Here is a 22,394-nt window from a genome sequence, read left to right on the forward strand (position 1 = left end):
TTAGTCGAGGTAGTCGTAACCTGGCAGGGTTAAGAATTCAACAAAGTCATCGCTGCTGGTCAGTTGGGCAAACATCGCGGCGGCGTCTTCATATTGCTTTGTCCATCCCGCACCCAGTTTCGCTTTCAGATCAGCGACCACTTCAGCATGGAATTGTAAGAACAATTCTTGTGTCACTTTGCGGCCATCTTCCAACACACCTTTCGGGCTGCGGATCCATTGCCAAATTTGTGCGCGGGAAATTTCCGCCGTTGCTGCATCTTCCATCAAGTTATGAATTGGCACACAACCATTACCAGAAATCCAAGAGCCGAGGTATTGAATACCCACGTCGATATTCAGTTTCATACCAGCTTCGGTAATGGGGGTTTCAGGTTGGAAGTTGAGCAAATCAGCGGCTGTCACATTGACATCATCGCGTTGTTTGTCGATTTGGTTCGGACGATCACCCAACACCGCGGTGAAGGCTTCCATTGCCACCGGCACTAAGCCTGGGTGCGCCACCCAACCACCGTCATAACCATCACCTGCATCGCGGTCTTTGTCCGCTTTCACCCCACCCAAGGCTTTTTCGTTGGCCACGGGATCGTTTTTAATCGGGATCAACGCTGCCATACCGCCGATAGCTGGGGCATTGCGCTTGTGGCAAGTTTTCAGCAACAACAGGGCATAGGCACGCATAAACGGCACTGTCATGGTGATCGCACCACGGTTGGCCAAGCAGAAATCTTTGTTCGATTTGAATTTCTTGATGCAGCTGAAAATGTAGTCCCAACGACCTGCATTCAAACCAGAGCTGTGTTCACGCAATTCATACAGAATTTCGTCCATCTCGAAGGCGGCCAAGATGGTTTCAATCAACACGGTGGCTTTGATGGTGCCTTGTGGGATGTTCAGTTCATTTTGCGCGAACACGAAGACATCGTTCCACAGACGCGCTTCGAGATGGCTTTCCATCTTCGGCAGGTAGTAATACGTAGCGCGGCCGTTGTCCACCAGATAATGGATGTTGTGGAAGAACGACAAACCAAAGTCAAACAGCGAACCAGAAACGATTTCACCATCGACAGTGATGTGTTTTTCCATCAAGTGCCAACCGCGTGGACGCAGAATCAGGGTGGCGATGCTGTCATTCAGTTTGTATTGTTTGCCTTCTGGGCTGACAAAACTGATGGTTTTGCGATAGGCATCGCGCACATTGAGCTGACCGTCGATTTGGTTTTCCCAGCTTGGGCAGTTGGAATCTTCAAAATCGGCCATGAAGCTTTTCGCGCCAGAGTTGAGCGCATTAATCATCATTTTGCGTTCAACAGGGCCGGTGATTTCAACGCGGCGGTCGAGCAAGTCGGCTGGCAGCGGGGCAATTTTCCAATCACCCGCGCGCACGTCGGCGGTTTCTGGCAAAAAGTCGGGCAATTTGCCGGCGTCTAAGGCTGCTTGGCGTGTGACACGAGCAGCCAGCAATTCGCGGCGACGGGCTTCAAACTTGCGGTGTAATTTGGCCACAAATGCTAAGGCATCGGTGGTCAAAATCTCTTCATAAGCAGCAGGAACAGCGGCGAGGATTTCTACGCCTTCGGGAAGAGTAACAGCCATCTATTTTTCCTTTTTAGATTCTGCAACACAGCAGCCAAAGAGCCGCATTGTTTGCGCCAGTGAGATTCCCTGAATGGGAAATTTATATTGTGTTGCAGCATTGTAGTGACTGGACTCTTGGAAAGAAAGCACTAAAATGGCATTTTATATTTTACTTTTTGTGTGGTAATGGACCAGCTCAAGCAGTTAACTAGCTTTGTCAATGTGGTGAATCAGGGCAGTCTCTCTGCTGCAGCGCGACATGAAGGGGTAGTGGCGGCGATGATTGGCCGCCGCCTTGATGCCCTAGAAGAGCGTTTAGGGGTCAAGCTCTTGGTGCGTACCACGCGCCGTGTCACCTTGACGCAAGAAGGCAGTGCTTTTTTTGAAGAGTGCCAGCGTATTTTGAACGAGCTCAACGAGGCTGAAGCGGCGTTGGCGTCGGGGCATAGTCGAATGCGTGGCCACTTGCGTATTTCTGCCCCTGCTGGTTTTGGCCGCCGCCATGTCGCACCCCATATCGCCAGCTTTCAACAGCAACACCCAGATGTCAAAGTGACGTTGAGCCTAACGGATCGAATTGTGGATTTAGTGGCCGAGGGGATTGATTGTGCGATTCGCATCAGTGAGTTGGCCGATTCAACCCAAGTTGCGGTGCGCTTGGCTGACAATCGACGGGTAGTGGTGGCCAGCCCTGCTTATTTGGCCCAGCATGGTATTCCCAAAACGCCTGCAGATTTGGCCCATCACCGTTGTTTATCTTTAGGCGGCGGCAGTCAAAGCCGAGGGTGGATTTTTCGTATTGATGGCCGCTTAGAAACACTCAAAATTTCTGGCCTATTGGAATGTAATGATGGTGCGGTGTTACACGATTGGGCGGTGGCAGGGTTTGGTTTGGCGTGGCGGTCGTTGTGGGAGGTGCGGGCAGATTTGGCCGAAGGACGGTTGGTGACCGTGTTGGACGCTTACGCCTCACCCGAATATCCGATTTATGCTGTGTTGCCACAACGTAAGTTTTTACCGGAACGGGTGCGGCGTTTTGTCGATCACCTAAAAACCATCTACGGCCAAGCCAATTATTGGCCCTAGCCGCAGCGTGGGTTAGGCTTCTTCTGGCACATTTAAGGCATTGATGCTGTAACCACCATCGACATAGGTGATTTCGCCGGTGATGCCAGACGACAAGTCAGACAGCAAGAAAGCCGCAGCATTGCCGACTTCTTCAATGGTCACATTGCGATGCAGCGGGGAATTATCCGCTGCCATTTTCAGCAATTTACCAAAGCCCGAGATACCGGCGGCGGCCAATGTTTTGATGGGGCCGGCGGAAATGCCATTAACGCGAATACCATCACGGCCTAAAGAGGCGGCGGTAAAGCGTACGCTGGCTTCTAAACTGGCTTTTGCCAAACCCATTACGTTGTAGTGTGGAATTGCCCGTACTGCACCGAGATAGCTTAGGGTCAATAACGACGCTTGGCGGCCTTGCATCATCGGACGTGCGGCTTTGGCAAGGGCGGGGAAGCTATACGAGGAAACTTCATGGGCCACTTGGAAAGCCTCACGCGACAGACTATCAAGGAAATCACCTTTCAGCGATTCGCTTGGCGCAAAGGCGATAGCGTGCACCAACCCATCTAAACCATCCCAATGGGTGGCCAAATCGGTAAACACTTGTTCAATTTCAGCGTCGTTTTGCACATCACATTTCAGCAAAATATTGCTGCCGAAATCTTCGCGCGCCATCTTTTCGACTCGCTCTTTCAGTTTGTCGTTGACATAGGTGAATGCCAATTCCGCCCCTTCACGCCGACAGGCAGCGGCGATGCCATAAGCAATTGAGCGATTGGATAAAAGACCAGTAATTAGAATCTTCTTGCCTGCGAGGAAACCCATGTTTGTACCTTTTGAGGTGGTAAATTTTCTGATTATAGCGCACCCCGATGGCCGGTCTTATAATCCGACCACCGATTTTCAACGGATTTATTTATGTCGCTATCTGTAAAGCTGTGGCTGAAGCAGCCAATCGGCCACGTCATAGCGTGGTGGATGCTGGTGATTGGCCTGATAGTGAGCCCTGCGGCATGGAGTGCGCCAGCGGTTGCTTTGGGCTACACACCGAAATATCCACCGCATTTTTCCCATTTTGACTATGTGAATCCCACGGCACCACAAGGTGGCACGCTGACTTTACCTGCCCTTGGCGGTTTTGACACCCTCAATCCTTTTACCTTGAAAGGCGACAAAGAAGCCGGTATTGCCATGCTGTTATTTGATTCGCTGGCAGAAAAATCATGGGATGAGCCTTTTACTGTTTATGGTTTGTTGGCAGAAGACATTGCTTTGGCAGAAGATGGCTTGTCGGTCACGTTTCGCTTGAATGCCGCTGCACGGTTTAGCGATGGTTCGGTAGTTGAAGCGGCGGATGTCAAACACAGTTTCGATACCCTAACCCAAGACCCTGCCGCCCATCCGCGCTTTCGCGCCTATTGGAGCGATATCAAACAAGCGGAGGTGTTAGATAAACGCCACATCCGTTTCGATTTCAAACGTCGCAATGCTGAATTGCACATGATTATTGCCGAATTGCCGGTGTTTTCTCGGCGCTGGGGCGGGCAAGGCCAACTCGGTAAACAGCCTCTAACCCCGCCTTTGGCTTCAGGGCCCTATCTGTTGACGAAATATCAACTTGGGAAAAACAGCGAATTTAAAAAGAATCCCCACTATTGGGCGAAAAATCACCCAGTGCGGCGCGGCATGTTTAACTTTGACCGCATCCGCTTTCGCTATCTATTAGATGACACTGTGCGTCTGGAGGCATTTAAGGCTGGTGAATTTGATGTGGTCGCAGAAAATATCGCTAAAACATGGGCACGTTCGTATCGCGGCGCGGCTTTTGATGAAAAGCGGATTTTGAAACACACCTTCCCCAACCAAAACCCGACGGGGATGCAGGGGTTTGTGATGAACCAACGCCGTGCGGTATTTGCCGATCGGCGCGTGCGGCAGGCTTTGGCTTTGGCGTTTGATTTCGATTGGGCCAATCGACAGCTGTTTTATGGCCAATATCGCCGCAGCCAAAGTTATTTTTCCAATAGCGAATTAGCAGCACAGGGCACACCCTCGGCGGCTGAATTGGCTTTGCTCAATCCCTTGCGTGAACATCTGCCTGCTGCGGTGTTTGGCCCTGCCGTCACCTTACCGGCTTCACCAGATGCGTTTGCCCTGCGAAATAATCTGCTGCAGGCGCGGCAGTTATTGTTTGAGGCCGGCTGGTTGTTGTCCCCTGAAGGCAAATTGGTTGATGCACAAGGACGGCCATTCCGTTTTGAGTTTTTAACCTTTTCTAAAACCTATGAGCGGATTGTCGCGCCATATCAACGCAACCTTGCCCGTTTGGGGATTGAGTTGGCTATCCGCACGGTGGATTCGAGTATTTACCAACAAAAGCTCAATCAGTTTGATTTTGATATGACGGTGGCAGTGTATGGGATGTCGTTGTCGCCGGGGAATGAGTTGCGCGATTATTTTTCCACTGCCAGCGCCGATCAGTTGGGTTCGTTGAATTTAGCGGGAGTGAAACATCCGGCTTTAGAGCGTTTGTTAGATCATTTTGTGTCATTCCGTGACCGCAATGAATTGGTCACCGCTTCACGGGCATTAGATCGGGTGTTACGGGCAGAGTATTTGCTGGTACCAAATTGGCACTTGGCTACCCATCGCGTGGCATGGTGGGATAAATTTGCCTATCCCCAACAACTGCCTTTGTATTATCAGGCTCAAGAATGGATGATTCATACTTGGTGGCAAAAACCTGAGATGCAGGGGAAACAGTAACACGCGATAAAAGGGGGATACACCGATTCTTCCCTCAAACAAAAAGGCCAACAGCGAACTGTTGGCCTTTCTTTAATACAACCACACTAATAATTAGTGGTTCGATGCAGCTGCAGCACCTACACCAGTCTGTGCACGAACGAATTGATCGTCGAAACGAGCACGTTCTTCAGTGGCTTGATGCGAGTTATCCAACAGCGACACCACCATGGTGACCAAGAAGGCCAGCGGCATGGAGAACAAAGCTGGATGTTCGTATGGGAAGATTTCTGCTTCGTTACCCAACACAGTCACCCACACCGACTTCGACAACACCACGAAAGACACCGCCGAGATCAGACCCACAAAACCACCGGCCAAAGCGCCGCGAGTGGTCAATGGTTTCCAGTACATCGACAACAACAAGATTGGGAAGTTAGTCGAAGCCGCTACACCGAAGGTCAAACCGACCAAGAATGCAACGTTCATCTTCTCGAACAGAATACCCAACACCACAGCAATCAAGCCCAACACGATAGTAGCGATACGCGATACTTTCAGTTCGTCTTTCTCGTTGGCTTTGCCTTTTTTGATCACGGTTGCATACAAGTCATGCGACACTGCCGATGCACCAGCCAAGGCCAAACCTGCCACCACAGCCAAAATCGTTGCAAACGCCACCGCAGACAAGAAACCTAAGAACAAGTTGCCGCCCACCGCTTTCGCCATGTGCATTGCAACCATGTTGCCACCACCGATCAACTTGCCGCCCAGCTCACCACCGACAAAGTATTGTGGATCTTTACCGATCATCACGATTGCAGCAAAACCAATGGTACATACCACCAAGAAGAAGAAACCGATGAAACCTGTTGCGTAGAACACCGATTTACGTGCTTCTTTAGCGTTTGGCACTGTGAAGAAACGCATCATGATGTGTGGCAAACCAGCAATACCAAACACCAAGCCCAAGGACATCGATGCGGCATTGATTGGGTCGGCCAACATTGGGCCTGGGCCCATCATTTTGAAGCCATCTTTGTGTGTTTCAACAGCTTGTTGTGCCAGTGTTTCGTAGCTGAAACCAAACTCGCTCATCGCCAACGCTGCCAGCGTAGTACCACCCACCAACAACAACACCGCTTTAATGATTTGCACCCAAGTGGTTGCAATCATGCCGCCGAAAATCACATACACCAGCATCAAGACACCCACTACCACCACAGCGATAGGGTAATCCAGACCGAACAGCAACTGAATCAGCTGACCCGCACCCACCATCTGTACGATCAGATAGAAACACACCACTGTTAGCGAACCAAATGCGGCAAAAGTCCGAATTTTGGTTTGGTCGAGGCGATAGGAAGCAATATCAGCAAAGGTAAAACGACCCAAGTTACGCAGACGTTCCGCCATCAGGAAGGTGATGATCGGCCAGCCGACGAAGAAACCAACGGTATAGATAAAGCCGTCATAGCCTTTAGAGAACACCAAGCTGGACAGACCCAACAAAGTGGCTGCGGACATATAGTCACCCGCAATCGCCAAACCATTCTGGAAGCCAGTGATGCCGCCGCCTGCCGTATAGAAATCGGAGGTCGATTGTGTCTTACTCGCCGCCCACCAAGTGATGGCCAAGGTGCCGAGCACGAAGATAAAGAACATCACGATGGCGTGAATGTTCAATGGCTGTTTTTCTACTACGCCACTCGCTGCAGGGCCAGCGATGGCTAAAGTGGTTGCCAAGCTCAGGGCAACGCCTGTTAAACCGGAAACAAATTTTTTCATTTTTTAGCCTCCTTCACGATTTCTTCGTTGAGGGAGTCAAACTCGGTGTTTGCACGCCAGACGTAATAACCGGTCATGGCCCAAGTGATAAAGATAATAAAAGCACCGGCTGGCACACCCACTGTCAACATGCCGCCTTCGGATAAGGTAGCGTGTAACACTTTAGGGTTAAATGCAACCAGCATCATATAGGTGTAGTAAATCACCAAGGTCAGAATAGCGAGACCCCAAGCGAGGCGTGAACGTTTAGTGACCAACTCATTAAAGCGCGGGTTGTCGCGCATGCGTTGATATAGGTCTTTGCTCATATTTCATCCTTCTCGATACGTTTTTAGGTTTTTCTGGGTGAAACTACCCCAATCAACCCGTTGTGCAGGTTGATGGGGTAGGTGAAACAGGGGGTAATACGATTACTCGATGGCAGAGGCCGACTTCACCTGTTGGCGCAGCAGGAACTTCTGAATCTTACCGGTCGAGGTTTTGGGAATTGGGCCAAAGTGAATTTGTTTTGGCACTTTGAAGCGAGCGAGGTGTTCACGGCAATACTCGATCACCGCTTGTTCATTGCCCTCTAAGCCTTCGGCTAATTCAACGAAGGCGCAAGGCACTTCACCCCATTTTGGATCTGGCAAGGCAACCACCGCCGCTGTAATCACGCCGGGATAGCGGCACAACACGTCTTCCACCTCAATCGAAGAAATGTTCTCACCACCCGAGATAATCACGTCTTTGGAACGGTCTTTAATTTTGATGTAGCCATCAGGTTGAATCACCGCCAAGTCACCGGTATGGAACCAGCCGCCGGCTAAAGATTCATTGGTAGCATCGGGGTTTTTCAGATAACCCTTCATCACCAAATTACCACGGAACATAATTTCGCCCATGGTTTCGCCATCATGTGGCACTTCGGTCATGGTGTTAGGATCCATGACGGTCATGCCATCTTGCATCGAATAGCGCACGCCTTGACGACCATTTTTCTCGGTGCGATCAGCCAAGGTGAGGTTATCCCACTCTGGATGTTTAGCACACACCGAAGCAGGGCCATAGGTTTCAGTCAGGCCGTAAACGTGGGTGATGTTGAAACCCAGTTTTTCCATGCCTTCAATCACCGATGAGGGTGGTGCAGCGCCGGCAACCAAGCAATTCACACCGTGTTCAATGCCTTCTTTGCAATCAGCAGGGGCATTGATCAGCAAATTGTGAACAATCGGGGCGGCACAGTAGTGCGTCACTTTGTGTTCTTTGATCAGATCAAAGATGGCGCGGGCATCAATACGGCGTAAGCAAACATTAGTGCCAACATTGGCTGCCATCGTCCACGGGAAGCACCAGCCATTGCAATGGAACATCGGCAGCGTCCACAGATACACCGCATGGCGTGGCATGCCCCATTCCAAGATGTTACAAACCGCGTTCAAATACGCGCCGCGATGGTGGTAAACCACACCTTTCGGGTTGCCGGTGGTGCCCGAGGTGTAGTTCAGGGCAATCGCTTCCCACTCGTCGGCTGGCATACCCCAAGCAAAATTGGCATCGCCTGTAGCAATGAAGGCTTCGTATTCGATTTCACCTAAGCATTTACCGCTGCCGGTGTAAACGACATCATCGACATCAATCACCAGCGGAGGCTGTTCCAACAATTTCAATGCACCGGCGATGGTGTCAGAGAATTCGCGGTCGGTAATCAATACCTTGGCTTCACCATGCTTGAGCATAAAGGCAATTGCCTCGGCATCTAAGCGAGTGTTGAGGGTGTTGAGCACCGCACCGGTCATAGGGATGCCAAAATGACATTCAACCATGGCTGGGATGTTAGGTAACATCACCGCAACGGTATCCCCTTTACCGATGCCGCGTTGTTGTAAAGCAGAAGCCAGACGACGGCAGCGGGCATAGGTTTCTTGCCAAGTAAAACGCTGATCGCCGTGAATGACGGAAATGGTATTTGGATAAACTGTTGCTGCGCGCTCTAAAAACGTCAGAGGCGACAAAGAAACGTGATTAGCAGGGGTTTTGTCCAAACCGATTTGATAGGGGTTAGCCGCTTGCATGAGTTCTCCTTCATTTGGTTTTTATCCGTTCATAATTCATGGAACAATTTGCAAAACTTTGTACCAATCGTAACGAATGTTTGCAGTGCACCATTTTGTGGTGTTTTTAGTTCACTATGCGCCTGCTTTTTGCGCAGCGCGGTCTTTATTGTATGAGGTTTTCTATGACTGAAAGCGTCCGTCCAGCCCCTTCGGCTAACGAACCCCAAACTCATCTCCATGAGCATTTACTGGTGGGCTTAGATTGGCTAGATCAGGGTCTGACGCTGTTCGATACAGATCTACGCTTAATGGCGTGGAATCGTCGCTTTTTACAGCTTTTAGACTTCCCCGAGTCGCTGCCAAAAGTGGGAACACCGTTTGAAGCGTTTATTCGTCATAACGCACTGCATGGAGAATATGGCGAAGGCGATGCTGAACAACGGGTGCGGCTGATTGTGGAGCAAGCACGGGCGGTATTAACCGATCAAACCGAATGGGTGCGGCCAAATGGGCGCATTTTGAAGCTACATGGCGAGTTTTTGCCCGAACTTGGTTACATCACGTTATATACCGACATCACAGAACAGCGCGCTTTAGAGCAGGTGGTACAACAACATCATGCTCAACTCGAAGACAGTGTGCGGCGGCGAACGGCTGAACTTGAAGCGGCCAATGCGCGCTTGCGCGAAGCCAGTGAAATCAACAGTCAAATGACTGCTGCATTGCAACGCAGTGAGGAACGATTGCGGCTGATGACCGATACCATTCCGGCTCTGATTGCCTATTTTGACCATGAACAAGTCTATCGCTATGCCAATCGCGGCTACGCTGATTGGTTTGGTCGCCGTAATGAGCACATCGTAGGCCACCATATCGAAGCGGCGCTCGGGATTAAGTTCTATGCCGCCGTCAAAAGTTATGTTGAACAGGCGCTGACTGGGGAGCGCGTCACGTATGAATATTCGATGGAAAAAGAGGACGGCAGCACCATTTTTGCCCGCAGCACCTTGGTGCCCGAGGTCTCGCCAGAGGGGAAGGTGTTAGGGTGTTTTGTGCTGTCATTTGACATTACTGAGCAAAAACATACACAAGCTGCCTTGGTTCAAGCGCAGAAAATGGAAGCCGTGGGGCAACTGGCCGGTGGGCTGGCGCACGACTTTAACAATATGTTGACGGTGGTGATTGGTAACTTGGCCGAGTTACAAAATCGTTGTGGGCAAGACCCACAAGTGACCGAATTTTTAGAGCCTGCGCTCCATGCTGCCGAGCGCGGCGTCGAGCTGATTAAGCGTTTATTGTCTTTCTCGCGACAACAGCCACTCGAACCCAAAACCGTACAAATCGGCGGTTTGATTCTTGGCATGATGAAATTATTGCGGCGTTCGTTGCCGGAAAATATCACCATGAACACGGCACTGGGTGAGACACCGCTATATGCCACGGTTGACCCGCATCAACTGGAAAGCGCCATCCTTAATTTGGTGCTCAATGCCCGTGATGCGATGCCTGAAGGTGGCGAATTGTTAATTGAAGCCACTCGCCATCCACTGACCGAAGAAGAAGCGCAAGATTGCCAGATGCAGGTGGGGGAATATATCCGCATTTCGGTGCGTGATAACGGCACTGGGATAGACCCCACCATCCAAATGCGCGTGTTCGAGCCCTTTTTTACGACCAAGCGTTTTGGCTCGGGCAGTGGCTTGGGGCTGGCGATGGTGTATGGTTTTGTGCAGCAATCTGGCGGCGGTATTCGCCTCGATAGCCAATTGGGCAAAGGCACGGTGGTATCGCTGTTCTTGCCTTGCGCTGATGAGGAGTCGGTGCCGACTGGACGCTTGAATTTCAGCGGTCGGGCGGGTGGCCGTGACAAACCCTTGGTGCTGTTAACCGAGGATGATCCTGAAGTGCGGCGGATTGTGCGTTTGCAACTGACTGGCTTGGGCTATCCTGTCCTTGAAGCAGAAAATGGTGATGAAGCCGCCGCAATGGTGGAAAATATCGCTGAAATTGGTCTGCTGCTGTCAGATGTGGTGATGCCCGGCCAACTGAATGGCCGCACCTTGGCAGATTTTGCTCGTCGTCATCGTCCGCATTTGCGGGTGGTGTTGATGAGTGGTCATGCGGCGGGTTCGAATGTCTCGCATCCCAGCTTGCAGGCTGTCCCTATTCTTGAAAAACCGTTTACCCAGGAACAGTTATCACAGGTCCTGGATGAGGTAATAATGTGTCAACGACCCCTTTAACCGCTATGGAAACCACCACTCGACAGGAAAAATTGATTTTTCTGGTAGAAGACGATATGTCGGTGGCGCGTTTAATCGCCACCATCTTGCGCGACTATCAATTCAAGTGCGAGTGTTTCCGCACCGGCAGCGAACTGTTCCGCCGCTTACGGACGGCGACCCCCGATTTGTGCATTATCGACCTCGGTTTGCCAGATATGGACGGCATGGAAATCGTGCGTCAGCTACGGGCGAAAACCCGCTGTGGCGTGATGATTTTGACCGGACGAGGTCATGTCGGAGATCGCGTCATGGGCTTGGAAATCGGCGCGGATGACTATGTGATGAAACCGTTTGAACCCCGCGAATTGGTGGCGCGTTTGCGCAGTATTCTGCGGCGTTGTGAACAAGCGGCAGAACTAGGGCCAGACAATACGCGAATTGCGTGTTTTTCTGGCTGGCGCTACGACCCCGAGAGCTATACCTTGTTTGCGCCGGATGGCAGTAAAAAATCCATCAGTGCCAGCGAAGGGCAAATGCTACAGCGTTTTCTCGAGCGTCCAAACCGTGTGTTGCCGCGTGAACAATTACTCGGTCAAAACGATATGTCCCCGTTTGACCGCAGTATTGATGTGCGGATTTCGCGTTTGCGCCGTAAATTAGGCGATGACACCCACAATCCGCGCTTAATTAAAACCGTCTATGGCGCTGGCTATTTGTTTGTCAGTACCGTGACGTGGGAATAACTTCGTCTTCACGTTCTGCATCCAAACGCCGTACAAATTCGCCCAACTCGGTCATCAGTTTGTCTAAACGAGCGATAGAACGTGCAATCGAGGCGGTTTCGGATGATAAGGCGAGCGTGGCCTGACCAAAATCAGTGATGTCATGGCTAAAGGTATCGAAACCTGCCGATTGTGTTTTATTGGCTTCCGCTGCACGGCCTAACATACGGGCAATCTGTTGCGCGCCACGAATAATTTGTTCCAACCGCTGTTGTGCCTGTCGCGTATGTTCGGTGCCATCAGCCATCCGGCTAGAACCCTGTCGGATGGCGTTGAGGGCTGATTCTGTGCCGCTGGTGATGAGGTTAATGCGCTGAGTAATGTCTTGCGTTGCACCTTGGGTACGCTCGGCCAATTTGCGGACTTCATCGGCGACCACCGCAAAACCGCGCCCAGCTTCACCGGCGCGGGCCGCTTCAATCGCTGCATTTAAGGCCAGCAAATTCGTTTGTTCGGCAATCTCGTTAATCATTTCGATAATGCCGCGAATCTCGCTCGAACGCCGCCCTAATTCTTCAATTGCCTGCGAAGACAGTAAAATTGCCTGTTGTGCTTCATCAAGTCGATATACCGCTTGATTCATAATATTGCCGCCGTCCGTGGCTTCTTCTCCGGCTGAACGGGCGGTTTGTGCCGCTTCTTCTGATTGACCAGCGGTTTGGCCGGCAAGGGTGGACATTTGTTGTACGGTGACCACCATGCCTTGCGTGCGCGCACTTTGCGCCTCCATGGTTTGCACCATGAAATGCGTGGAATCGGCAATCTCTTTGCTTTCGCGGCTGGCCGAGCGCACCGAACGGGTTAATTGTGTCAGCATCTCGCTGACCTGTTGTCTGGCGGTTTCTGCTTGTTCGCGGGCAATTTCCAACTTGGCAAAACCACGGGTTTTTGCACTATCGAATGCCAAACTCAGCGCCAACACCACCAAAATCAGCCCAATCAGTGACTTTGCTTGTAGCTCTGGAATCCGCTCCACCGCAATCGGGCTATGGGGCAAGGCATCGGCTTGGCCGTGTAAAAATAAAAACAAACCAATGCAAAGAAAGCTCAACAGCGCCCAAATCATGCCGGCTCGCCGTCCTGACACAAAGGTGGCTGCGACCGGCACACAGGCATACCACACGATGCTGGTCGATAAAATGCCACCGTTGACATACACCATCCATGTCACCATGCCAAACATCACGGCACTGACGGCATAGCCTACAACGGTTACCGCACCACTGAGACGTAAGAAAAACGCCATCACAAACATTAACGCCCCGCCTAACACAATCCCCCACCCCATCGCTGGATGCTGCAGTTTGAAATAGGACAAGGCAAAGAGAGGGGCAATCGTGCCAGCTAAAAGTGCCACGCCCACAGTGGTGCGGGCGCGGATCATTTGTTCGGGTTGTTGCCGTATGTGTTCTGGGATAAACCATTCTGTCGGCGATGGGCGTTGCTGCATACGATGTTTTCCTCTCGTTATTAGTATGGGGTGTTGCCTAATGCGTTATTTCACTCGACGGTGAATTGAGGGGTTCAAACGTATGTTTTATTTTGTTTTGCGTCAAGCGTTGGGCGATAAATATTTGTAAAGACAGGGATTTGCTGCTTTGCAAAAAATCCCAATAGCTTTTTTTGCTGGGGGTTGGGTCATGCCAAAAAAATAATTTGTCCTGCCAATCTCACGCGGTTTGCGTGCGGCAATGAAACTTGCCGGTGAAAGTTGTCGCCTAATCTGGCGGTTCTGTTGCAAAATCAACAATTGCAATCTGTTTTTGTTAGCCTGTGTTTTTCGACTGAATATTGAAAAGGAACTGTGATGTCTGCTGCGATCACCCGCGCCACCTTTGATGAAGTGATGTTTCCCAACTATGCCCCTGCCGCCTTTATTCCGGTGCGCGGGCGTGGCGCGCGTCTGTGGGATCAAGCAGGGCGTGAATTTGTGGATTTTGCCGGCGGCATTGCAGTGAATTCTCTTGGCCATTGCCACCCCGCCTTAGTCGAGGCCTTAACAGAACAAGCACAACAGTTATGGCATGTCTCGAATGTGATGACTAACGAACCGGCGCTGCGTTTAGCCAGCAAATTGGTAGCGGCGACCTTTGCTGAAAAAGTGTTTTTCTGCAATTCCGGTGCCGAGGCAAACGAAGCTGCTTTGAAATTGGCGCGTAAATATGCCCACGACCATTTTGGGCCACATAAGCACCATATTGTCTCTACCCTCAATTCATTTCATGGCCGAACCTTATTCACGGTCTCGACCGGTGGACAGCCAAAGTATGTTGAAGGGTTCGCCCCTGCCCCATCTGGCATTGAGCACATTCCTTATAACGACATTGCCGCGCTCGAAGCCGCCGTCAACGACAATACCTGCGCCATTATTGTGGAGCCGGTGCAGGGTGAAGGCGGTGTTTTGCCAGCCCAGCGTGAATTTTTAGCGGCTGCCCGTGAAATTGCGGACCGTCATCAGGCTTTGCTGATTTTTGATGAAGTGCAAACAGGGATGGGGCGCTCGGGCTCGTTGTTCGCCTATATGGAATATGGCGTGACTCCCGATATTTTGTCCTCGGCTAAGTCGTTGGGCGGTGGTTTCCCGATTGGGGCCATTTTAAGTACCGCAAAAGTGGCGGCCAGTTTTGGCGTGGGCTCGCACGGTACTACCTATGGCGGCAATCCCTTGGCGTGTGCTGTGGCAGAACGGGTGTTGGATGTCATCAATACACCGTCCACTCTCGCCGGTGTGAAAGCCAAACATCAGCGTTTAGTAGCGGGGCTGGAAGCGTTAAATGCCCGTTATCAAGTCTTTGCCGAAGTGCGCGGTTTGGGGCTGTTGTTGGGTGCGGTGATGAATGAGCGTTATCAAAATCAAGCCAAAGCCCTGATGCAAGCAGCAGAAGAAGAATTGTTGATTGTGTTGGTGGCGGGGATGAATGTGTTGCGTTTTGCCCCTTCGCTGGTGATTGACGATGCCGACATTGATGAAGGCTTAGCACGCTTGGATCGTGCATTGGCTCGTTTTGTGGCTCAACAAGGGTAATGCGATGATCATTCGCCCGGTACGGGTGTCCGACCTGCCTGCTATCGAACGCATGGCTCACGATAGTGGGGTGGGCGTCACCAATCTTCCCGATCAAAGAGATACCTTATTCGAACGCATTTGTTTATCGGTGCGTTCGTTTGAAACCGATGTGGCAACCTATGGCACCGAGTTTTATCAATTTGTGTTGGAGGATGAAGGCCGGTTGTGTGGGACGGCGGCGATTGCGGCGGCGGCTGGGTTTTCGGAGCCATTTTATAGCTATCGTAACGAAACCCTTATCCATGCCTCCGCCAGCTTGGATGTCCACAATAAAATTCACGCTTTAACGTTATGTCATGATTTATCTGGCGAAAGCCAGTTATGTGCCTTCTTTTTAGAACCTGCCTATCACGCCCATCCTTATGCGGCACAACTGTTGTCGCGAGCACGCTTATTGTTTATCGCACAACACCGCGAGCGTTTTGCGCGGCGTTTGATTGCAGAAATGGTGGGGTGGAGTGATGAAAAAGGGATATCACCATTTTGGGAAGCGATTGGGCGCAAGTTTTTCCATATGGATTACGCCCAAGCGCAGCATTTGGTTGCCACACGCAGTAAAACCTTTGTTGCGGAGTTAATGCCCAGCTATCCAATATATGTCAGTTTGTTACCTGATGCTGCCCAGCATGTGATTGGACAAATTCATCCTGATGCTGAATTACCGTGGTCGATTCTGATGGCAGAAGGTTTTGAAGATGAAGATTATTTGGCCATTTTTGATGGTGCCCCGACTTTGGTTGCACGCACCGATCATGTCCGTTCAATCGCAGCGGCAAAACGCTATTTTGTGCGTCAAGCCCCCCCCTCATCACCGCATCTCCAACCTTATCTCTTAGCTAACACGGCCACAGCCGAGTTTCGCGCCACTGTCACCGCTGGTATGGTCGAAGCCAATAAACTGTATCTCCCAGCAGAGACATGCGCGGCACTGGGGCTACGCGAGGGGGAAGTGGTGAGTGCTTTATCTGTGGATGAATCGTTATGTTAGTGCTGCGCCCAATTGCCGAAACCGATCTTGCCATCTTGCTACGCTTTGCGGCAGCCGCAGGGGTGGGGGTGACTTCCTTGCCGGTGGATGAAACGCGTCTTGCTCAACGGATTACTGCATCACAGCGTGCTTTTGCCGGTAATAGTCCCTTGGCTGAAGCCGACTATTTATTCGTGCTAGAAGATCAATCGCGGCAACAAGTCTTGGGGATCAGCGCGATTCGTGGCGCGGTGGGTTTGGATGCGCCGTGTTATCACTATCGGATTGGCACGATGGTACACGCTTCTCCTGCTTTAGGGATTTGGAGCCAACATCAAAGTTTATTTCTGTCAAATGACTACACCGGCTGTGCTGAATTGTGCTCACTGTATCTCGATCCGAGTGTCCGAGGCCAAGGGTTCGGGGCTTTGTTATCACGGGCGCGATTTTTGTTCATTGCACAATTTATCGACCGCTTTCCCTCTCGGGTGATTTCTGAATTGCGCGGCGTGTGTGATAGCCAAGGGCGTTCTCCCTTTTGGGAAGGCCTAGGCCGTCATTTTTTCCAAATTGAGTTTGCCGAAGCGGATCGTTTAACAGGACTCGGCCACAAAGCTTTTGTGGCAGAAATGATGCCGAAATATCCTGTTTATCTGGATTTTCTGCCTGCTGAAGCTCAAGCAGTGCTGGCGCAAACGCATCCCGATACGGTGTTAGCAGAAGCGCTGTTGCGTGATGAAGGGTTTGTGCAACAAGGCTACGTCGATATTTTTGATGGTGGGCCAACGCTGGTGGCTGCGACTGAGCACATTCGTACCATTGCTGCCAGTCGGTGTTATCAATTGCGGGTGGTTGAACAACTTGCTGCAACCGCTACGCCCTATCTTCTGAGCAATACAGTGGATCAACAGTTTCGGGCGGTGCTTGCTTCGGCTGTCTGTTATCACGAGCGGCAAGAAATTGAGCTGACATCCGGTGTGGCTGCAGCGTTATTACGACAAGTGGGCGATACCGTGCGGGCCTGTCCAGTGCCTGTGCGGTGAAATAGATGTGATCACCAGCGCTGCGCCATTTCGGTGCAGTGCATCCTGAAATCATCCCACGGTTGTCTCCTACTCAAACTGTTTAAGATTCTCAACGATGATTTTGCAGACTTTACGTTGACCTTTCTCAAATTTGGCATGACGAAATAATTTTCGGCTTTCTTGGTCATGCTCTGCCCTTTTTATGCAATTTATGGAATATTTTTTCTGCTATGACAGAAAAAATGCCATTTTCTCTACAGCTATTGTTGGCCTTTTCGAGTAAAACAATAGGGTGACAGGGCTTTTCCTCGCGTTTAAAAAAATATTCACATTCTGCAGATTGCGTTGCAAAACAGTGCTGCGTTTCCCTGTTTTGGGGCATGTTTTATGCCAGATTATTGTGCGCTGCGACATTGCAAAATAGTGAAAACATAGGGGAATTTTCCATAAAACTGCGCTAAGGTAGTGTAAAACCCCAGTCTGTTAGCGTAACTGCAGCAAATAATTTTTTTATTGCGTTGACAGGGTGGGCAGTCAAAACCATAATCCGCCCCATACCGCGCAAGCGGTTTTTCAAATAAAAAAGACGGGGTCACGAGGTGTGTAATTTCTGACCTGTCCTTGCTTAACTTTGTTGCTCGACAAAGTTTAACCCCATGCAAAGGAGAGTTCCTGCTGTGGATATCTTTCTACAACAGATACTGAATGGGCTGGTGCTCGGCAGTATTTATGCGCTGATTGCGCTTGGGTACACCATGGTGTACGGCATTATGGGCTTGATCAATTTTGCCCATGGTGAAGTGACGATGATTGGTGCCATGGTAACGATTACCGTATTGGGTGTTTTAGCCAATGCCGGTGTTGATTTACCGGGGGCAGTGATGGTGTTGTTGGCCCTCATGGTGGCAATTCCGGTGTGTATGTTGCTGGGTTTCACCATCGAACGGGTCGCCTATCGGCCATTGCGTAATGCACCGCGCTTAGCACCGCTGATTACGGCGATTGGTCTGTCGATTGTGTTGCAGAACTTGGCCATCTTAATTTGGGGTCGTAACTACATCCCATTCCCTCCCTTGTTGCCTCACGATAGCGTCAATATCTTTGGTGCCTCGATTACCGTGTTGCAAGTCGTCATTATCTTCTTGGCCATTGCCATCATGATTGGCTTGTTGCTGATGGTAGAAAAAACCAAGCTTGGCCGTGCCATGCGTGCTACCAGCCAAAACCCAGCGGTGGCTGGCTTGATGGGGGTCAATGTCAACACCGTGATTTCGATGACCTTTGTGATTGGCGCCGGTTTAGGCGCGATTGCTGGCGTGATGGTCGCGGCAAACTACGACCAAGCACACTCGCACATGGGCTTCTTGATTGGTCTGAAAGCATTTACTGCTGCGGTGTTAGGTGGGATTGGCAACCTTGGTGGTGCCGTCGTGGGTGGCATTCTGTTAGGGGTGATTGAGTCGTTGGGCGCGGGTTATATCGGTGATTTAACCGGTGGTTTCCTCGGCAGCCACTATCAAGACATCTTTGCCTTTATGGTATTGATTTTAGTGTTGGTGTTCCGTCCGTCTGGTTTGTTGGGCGAACGCGTGGCCGAACGTGCTTGATTGACTGGGAGACAGACAGATGACACAAGTCAACAAGGTAAAACAACTGGCCGTTTTCGGCTTGGCAGCGATTGGTTTGGCCTGCCTACCCTTTATTGTCGGCGGGACATTGGGGAATTCTTGGGTCCGTACCCTCGATTTTGCCCTGCTGTATATCATGCTGGCGTTGGGCCTGAATATCGTGGTTGGTTTTGCTGGCCTGCTTGATTTAGGGTTTATCGCTTTCTATGCGGTGGGGGCTTATACCTACGCGCTGCTCAACTCGCCACACTTCGGTATCTTCTTACCGTGGTGGACCATCTTACCCGTGGGAGCCTTTCTTGCTGCATGTGCGGGGATTATGTTGGGGACACCGGTATTAAAACTACGCGGTGACTACTTGGCGATTGTGACCTTAGGTTTTGGGGAAATTATTCGGATTTTTATGAATAACCTCAACGCACCAATCAACATTACCAACGGCCCACAAGGGGTGAATATGATCGCCCCTGTTGAAATTGCCGGCGTAAGCTTAGGTAAATCGATTGAGCTGTTTGGTACCAAAATTAACTCGGTGTATCTCTACTACTACTTGTTCCTGATTCTCTGCGTCTTAACCGTGATTGTGTGTTCGCGTTTGCAACACTCTCGCATCGGTCGGGCATGGGTGGCATTGCGTGAAGATGACATTGCAGCTTCTGCCATGGGGATTAACATTCGCAACATCAAACTGTTGGCTTTTGCCCTCGGTGCGGTGTTTGGTGGGATTGCCGGTGGTTTGTTTGCCAGCTTCCAAGGTTTCGTGTCACCAGAATCCTTCGGCTTGTTAGAGTCGATTATGGTGTTGGCGATGGTGGTCTTGGGCGGGATGGGACATATTCCGGGTGTGATTTTGGGCGCGATTTTGCTGACCATTACCCCAGAATTGCTGCGTGATGTGATTGGCCCAGTCCAAATGGCTGTTTTTGGCAAAATGTTGATCGATCCAGAAAATGCACGGATGTTGTTGTTCGGTTTAGCGCTGATTTTGGTGATGTTGTTGCGTCCAGAAGGCCTGTGGCCGAATAAGCGTCGGGCAGCTGAGTTCCACGATGCCCTCGACGAAGATTTGCCTGCTGTTGATTCTCAGGCACGTCAAGAAGGAATCAAGGGGTAAATCATGGCAGAAGCACTACTTAAAATTGAAGGTATTCACAAACGCTTCGGTGGTCTGCATGCGCTCAACGATGTTGGGCTGACGATCAACAAAGGTGAGATTTACGGTTTGATTGGCCCGAATGGGGCGGGTAAAACCACTTTGTTTAACGTGCTAACCGGTTTGTATCAGCCTGATGAAGGGGTGTTTACTTTTAACGGTAAAGACCTGTTCTGCAAAAAACCGCATGTGATTGTGGAAGCAGGGATTGCTCGGACATTCCAAAACATCCGTCTGTTTGGTGAAATGACGGCGTTGGAAAATGTGATGGTTGGCCGTCATGTCCGTACTTTTGCTGGGGCGTTGGGTGCGATGTTGCGGGATAAAAAAACTCGCAACGAAGAAAAAGCCATCCGACAACGGGCGCGTGAGCTGTTGGCCTATGTTGGCATTTCCGAAGTGGCCAATGAACGGGCAAAAAACCTCAGCTATGGTCACCAACGGCGTTTAGAGATTGCGCGTGCTTTGGCTACCGAGCCGACTTTGTTGGCCTTGGATGAGCCTGCTGCTGGCATGAACCCGCGTGAGACAGAAGACTTGCAGGTGTTGATGGAAAAAATCCGCGCCACCGGCGTTACGTTGTTGTTGATTGAACACGATGTGAAGTTAATGATGACTTTATGTGACCGGATTGCGGTGCTGGACTACGGTAAGAAAATTGCCGAAGGTTTGCCTGCCGAGGTGAAAAACAATCCTCGCGTGATCGAGGCCTATTTGGGAGCTGCCCACGCATGAGCCTGCTTGAAGTGAAAAAGCTTGAAGTTGCCTACGGTGGCATTCAAGCGGTAAAAGGGATCGACTTGCATATTGAGCAAGGCGAATTGGTGACGCTGATTGGTGCCAACGGTGCAGGTAAAACCACGACTTTGAAAACCTTAGTGGGTTTGGTCAAGCCTAAGTCAGGTTCGATTAGCTACGATGGCAACGACTGCACGAAAATTCCGGTGCATCATTTTGTGTCGAAAGGTTTGTCCTTGGTGCCCGAGGGCCGTGGTGTATTTTCACGCTTAACCGTTGAAGAAAACCTGCGGATGGGCGCGTTTTACCGCAACGACCCAAATGCTATCAACGCAGAAATCGAGCATGTTTACGAGCTCTTTCCTCGTTTGAAAGAACGCTATAAACAGTTGGCTGGGACGTTGTCGGGCGGGGAACAACAGATGTTAGCGATGGGACGTGCGATTTTGGCGAAACCCAAGCTGTTGTTGTTAGACGAACCTTCGATGGGTTTAGCACCGATTATCGTGCAAAAAATCTTTGAAATTGTGAAAATGATTTCTCAGCAGGGTGTGACCATTTTACTGGTTGAACAAAACGCGAAGTTGGCGTTAGAAGTCTCCGACCGAGGTTATGTGATGGAGTCCGGTAAAATTACTATGTCCGGCCCTGCACAAGAATTACTACACAGTGATGCGGTGAAAAAAGCCTATTTGGGCGAATAAACACCGACAACCGTTCACGAGACTTGTGCCACCCTGTGAGGGGTGGCATTTTTTTGTCTGGGGGGCGGATGGGGCCGGCAGCTAAGCCAAGGGTAGGCAGGTTTTTTTGTCCACTGCCGAAGTTATCGTTTGGTGCAGGTGTGATTTTTTCTTGTGTTGTTGTTGTGGTGTTGCTATATTTAATGAATGTGCCGCGTTGTAGGAATAACTGCAATTAACGGCCCAGCTTTTTCGATCTTTAAAAAGTTGGTAACCCCCTCTAGAAGCCCTTGATTTGTAAGGGAAATTCAGAGCGAAGGGTAGTAATTCAGCCCTGTTGTTAAAGGGATTAAGACAGTCACTTCGACTCTCCACCCAGTACTCTACTACAGTAGTAATTCAGCCCTGTTGTTAAAGGGATTAAGACTTCACATTCGACATCGCAATATTCCCCGTCAACACGGTAGTAATTCAGCCCTGTTGTTAAAGGGATTAAGACATTTTGTTTACTGCTTTTGCTTGCTGTGTTGTGTAGTAATTCAGCCCTGTTGTTAAAGGGATAGAGTAATTCCAATAAAAAAAGCCCGTTATCGGGCTTTTTTCGTTTCTATTCGTTTTTGTTTTAACTGGTAGCGTGGGCACTGCTTTTGTGCCCACTGATTTAGCCAAGTCGCGTTATTTCTTAGCCTCACATTCTATTGCTCTCATTCGACCAATTTCCACCCGCAAAGCTGAGCCTTTGCCCCGAATCGTATTCGGGCCATTGCTATACATAAAACCAGACCCACTCGGCTGTTGTTGTAGCTCGATGGTGTAACGGTCAAATTTTTTGAGACACCAAGATCGGTTTTTTTGTTGCCATGTTCCGCTCGTAAACTGTTGGCGGTAGATTGCCTCGAGCGGAGTGTAGC

18 protein-coding genes are annotated in these 22,394 nt (G+C 50.4%); 11 read left to right on the forward strand and 7 right to left on the reverse strand.

The window, feature by feature from the left end; all coding sequences use genetic code 11:
* Positions 1-1,596 (reverse strand): malate synthase A, encoded by a 1,596-nt coding sequence (aceB, locus tag ACTBZS_RS00895; RefSeq protein ID WP_463043016.1) that lies wholly within the window; start codon positions 1,594-1,596, stop codon positions 1-3.
* A gap of 168 nt (positions 1,597-1,764) precedes the next feature.
* On the opposite strand from aceB, the gene ACTBZS_RS00900 reads away from it, so the two are divergent.
* Complete coding sequence (locus tag ACTBZS_RS00900) at positions 1,765-2,664, forward strand: LysR family transcriptional regulator (protein ID WP_022652576.1); 900 nt, start codon at positions 1,765-1,767, stop codon at positions 2,662-2,664.
* Between the two features lie 12 nt (positions 2,665-2,676).
* Here the strand turns inward: ACTBZS_RS00900 and fabI are convergent, their stop codons facing one another.
* Positions 2,677-3,471: an enoyl-ACP reductase FabI gene (gene fabI / locus ACTBZS_RS00905; protein ID WP_463043017.1), complete on the reverse strand. Its 795-nt coding sequence runs from the start codon at positions 3,469-3,471 to the stop codon at positions 2,677-2,679.
* Positions 3,472-3,564: 93 nt separating this feature from the next.
* On the opposite strand from fabI, the gene ACTBZS_RS00910 reads away from it, so the two are divergent.
* Positions 3,565-5,412, forward strand: a complete 1,848-nt coding sequence (locus tag ACTBZS_RS00910; RefSeq protein ID WP_463043018.1) for an extracellular solute-binding protein — start codon at positions 3,565-3,567, stop codon at positions 5,410-5,412.
* 93 nt (positions 5,413-5,505) lie between these two features.
* Here the strand turns inward: ACTBZS_RS00910 and ACTBZS_RS00915 are convergent, their stop codons facing one another.
* From ACTBZS_RS00915 to ACTBZS_RS00925, 3 genes are all read right to left on the reverse strand, one after another.
* On the reverse strand, positions 5,506-7,179 hold the full coding sequence (locus ACTBZS_RS00915) for a cation acetate symporter (protein ID WP_022652552.1): 1,674 nt from the start codon (positions 7,177-7,179) through the stop codon (positions 5,506-5,508).
* Positions 7,176-7,487, reverse strand: a complete 312-nt coding sequence (locus ACTBZS_RS00920) for a DUF485 domain-containing protein (protein ID WP_460431089.1) — start codon at positions 7,485-7,487, stop codon at positions 7,176-7,178. Before ACTBZS_RS00920 ends, ACTBZS_RS00915 begins: the two co-directional genes overlap by 4 nt.
* 102 nt (positions 7,488-7,589) lie before the next feature.
* On the reverse strand, positions 7,590-9,233 hold the full coding sequence (locus ACTBZS_RS00925; protein WP_022652550.1) for an acyl-CoA synthetase: 1,644 nt from the start codon (positions 9,231-9,233) through the stop codon (positions 7,590-7,592).
* Between the two features lie 164 nt (positions 9,234-9,397).
* Between ACTBZS_RS00925 and ACTBZS_RS00930 the strand changes: the two genes are divergently transcribed.
* Together ACTBZS_RS00930 and ACTBZS_RS00935 are read left to right on the forward strand one after the other, a co-directional pair.
* Entirely contained in the window at positions 9,398-11,458 is a 2,061-nt protein-coding gene (locus ACTBZS_RS00930; protein WP_460431087.1) for a PAS-domain containing protein, read from the forward strand.
* Complete coding sequence (locus tag ACTBZS_RS00935; protein ID WP_245556733.1) at positions 11,440-12,183, forward strand: response regulator transcription factor; 744 nt, start codon at positions 11,440-11,442, stop codon at positions 12,181-12,183. The genes ACTBZS_RS00930 and ACTBZS_RS00935 overlap by 19 nt, the downstream gene beginning before the upstream one ends.
* On the opposite strand, the gene ACTBZS_RS00940 is transcribed toward ACTBZS_RS00935, so the two are convergent.
* Positions 12,161-13,672, reverse strand: a complete 1,512-nt coding sequence (locus tag ACTBZS_RS00940) for a methyl-accepting chemotaxis protein (RefSeq protein WP_460431086.1) — start codon at positions 13,670-13,672, stop codon at positions 12,161-12,163. The genes ACTBZS_RS00935 and ACTBZS_RS00940 overlap by 23 nt on opposite strands.
* Positions 13,673-14,029: 357 nt before the next feature.
* Here ACTBZS_RS00940 and ACTBZS_RS00945 point away from each other — a divergent pair, with 357 nt between their 5' ends.
* The 7 genes from ACTBZS_RS00945 (at position 14,030) to ACTBZS_RS00975 (ending at position 21,504) form a co-directional block, all read left to right on the forward strand.
* Positions 14,030-15,247, forward strand: a complete 1,218-nt coding sequence (locus tag ACTBZS_RS00945; RefSeq protein ID WP_463043019.1) for an aspartate aminotransferase family protein — start codon at positions 14,030-14,032, stop codon at positions 15,245-15,247.
* A gap of 4 nt (positions 15,248-15,251) precedes the next feature.
* The gene (locus ACTBZS_RS00950; RefSeq protein ID WP_463043020.1) at positions 15,252-16,277 is read left to right on the forward strand and encodes an arginine N-succinyltransferase; all 1,026 of its coding nucleotides are present in this window, start codon (positions 15,252-15,254) and stop codon (positions 16,275-16,277) included.
* Positions 16,271-17,299, forward strand: coding sequence for an arginine N-succinyltransferase (astA, locus tag ACTBZS_RS00955; RefSeq protein WP_463043021.1), 1,029 nt, complete (start codon positions 16,271-16,273; stop codon positions 17,297-17,299). Before ACTBZS_RS00950 ends, astA begins: the two co-directional genes overlap by 7 nt.
* A 659-nt stretch (positions 17,300-17,958) precedes the next feature.
* On the forward strand, positions 17,959-18,888 hold the full coding sequence (locus ACTBZS_RS00960; protein ID WP_460431082.1) for a branched-chain amino acid ABC transporter permease: 930 nt from the start codon (positions 17,959-17,961) through the stop codon (positions 18,886-18,888).
* A 19-nt stretch (positions 18,889-18,907) separates the two neighbouring features.
* The gene (locus ACTBZS_RS00965; protein ID WP_022652542.1) at positions 18,908-20,023 is read left to right on the forward strand and encodes an ABC transporter permease subunit; all 1,116 of its coding nucleotides are present in this window, start codon (positions 18,908-18,910) and stop codon (positions 20,021-20,023) included.
* Between the two features lie 3 nt (positions 20,024-20,026).
* Positions 20,027-20,797: an ABC transporter ATP-binding protein gene (locus ACTBZS_RS00970; protein WP_460431081.1), complete on the forward strand. Its 771-nt coding sequence runs from the start codon at positions 20,027-20,029 to the stop codon at positions 20,795-20,797.
* Complete coding sequence (locus ACTBZS_RS00975) at positions 20,794-21,504, forward strand: ABC transporter ATP-binding protein (protein WP_022652540.1); 711 nt, start codon at positions 20,794-20,796, stop codon at positions 21,502-21,504. The genes ACTBZS_RS00970 and ACTBZS_RS00975 overlap by 4 nt, the downstream gene beginning before the upstream one ends.
* 654 nt (positions 21,505-22,158) lie before the next feature.
* On the opposite strand, the gene ACTBZS_RS00980 is transcribed toward ACTBZS_RS00975, so the two are convergent.
* The coding region (locus ACTBZS_RS00980; RefSeq protein WP_463043022.1) for a hypothetical protein at positions 22,159-22,394 on the reverse strand (236 nt) is incomplete at its 5' end.

It is taken from the genome of Aquaspirillum sp. (assembly GCF_055136605.1).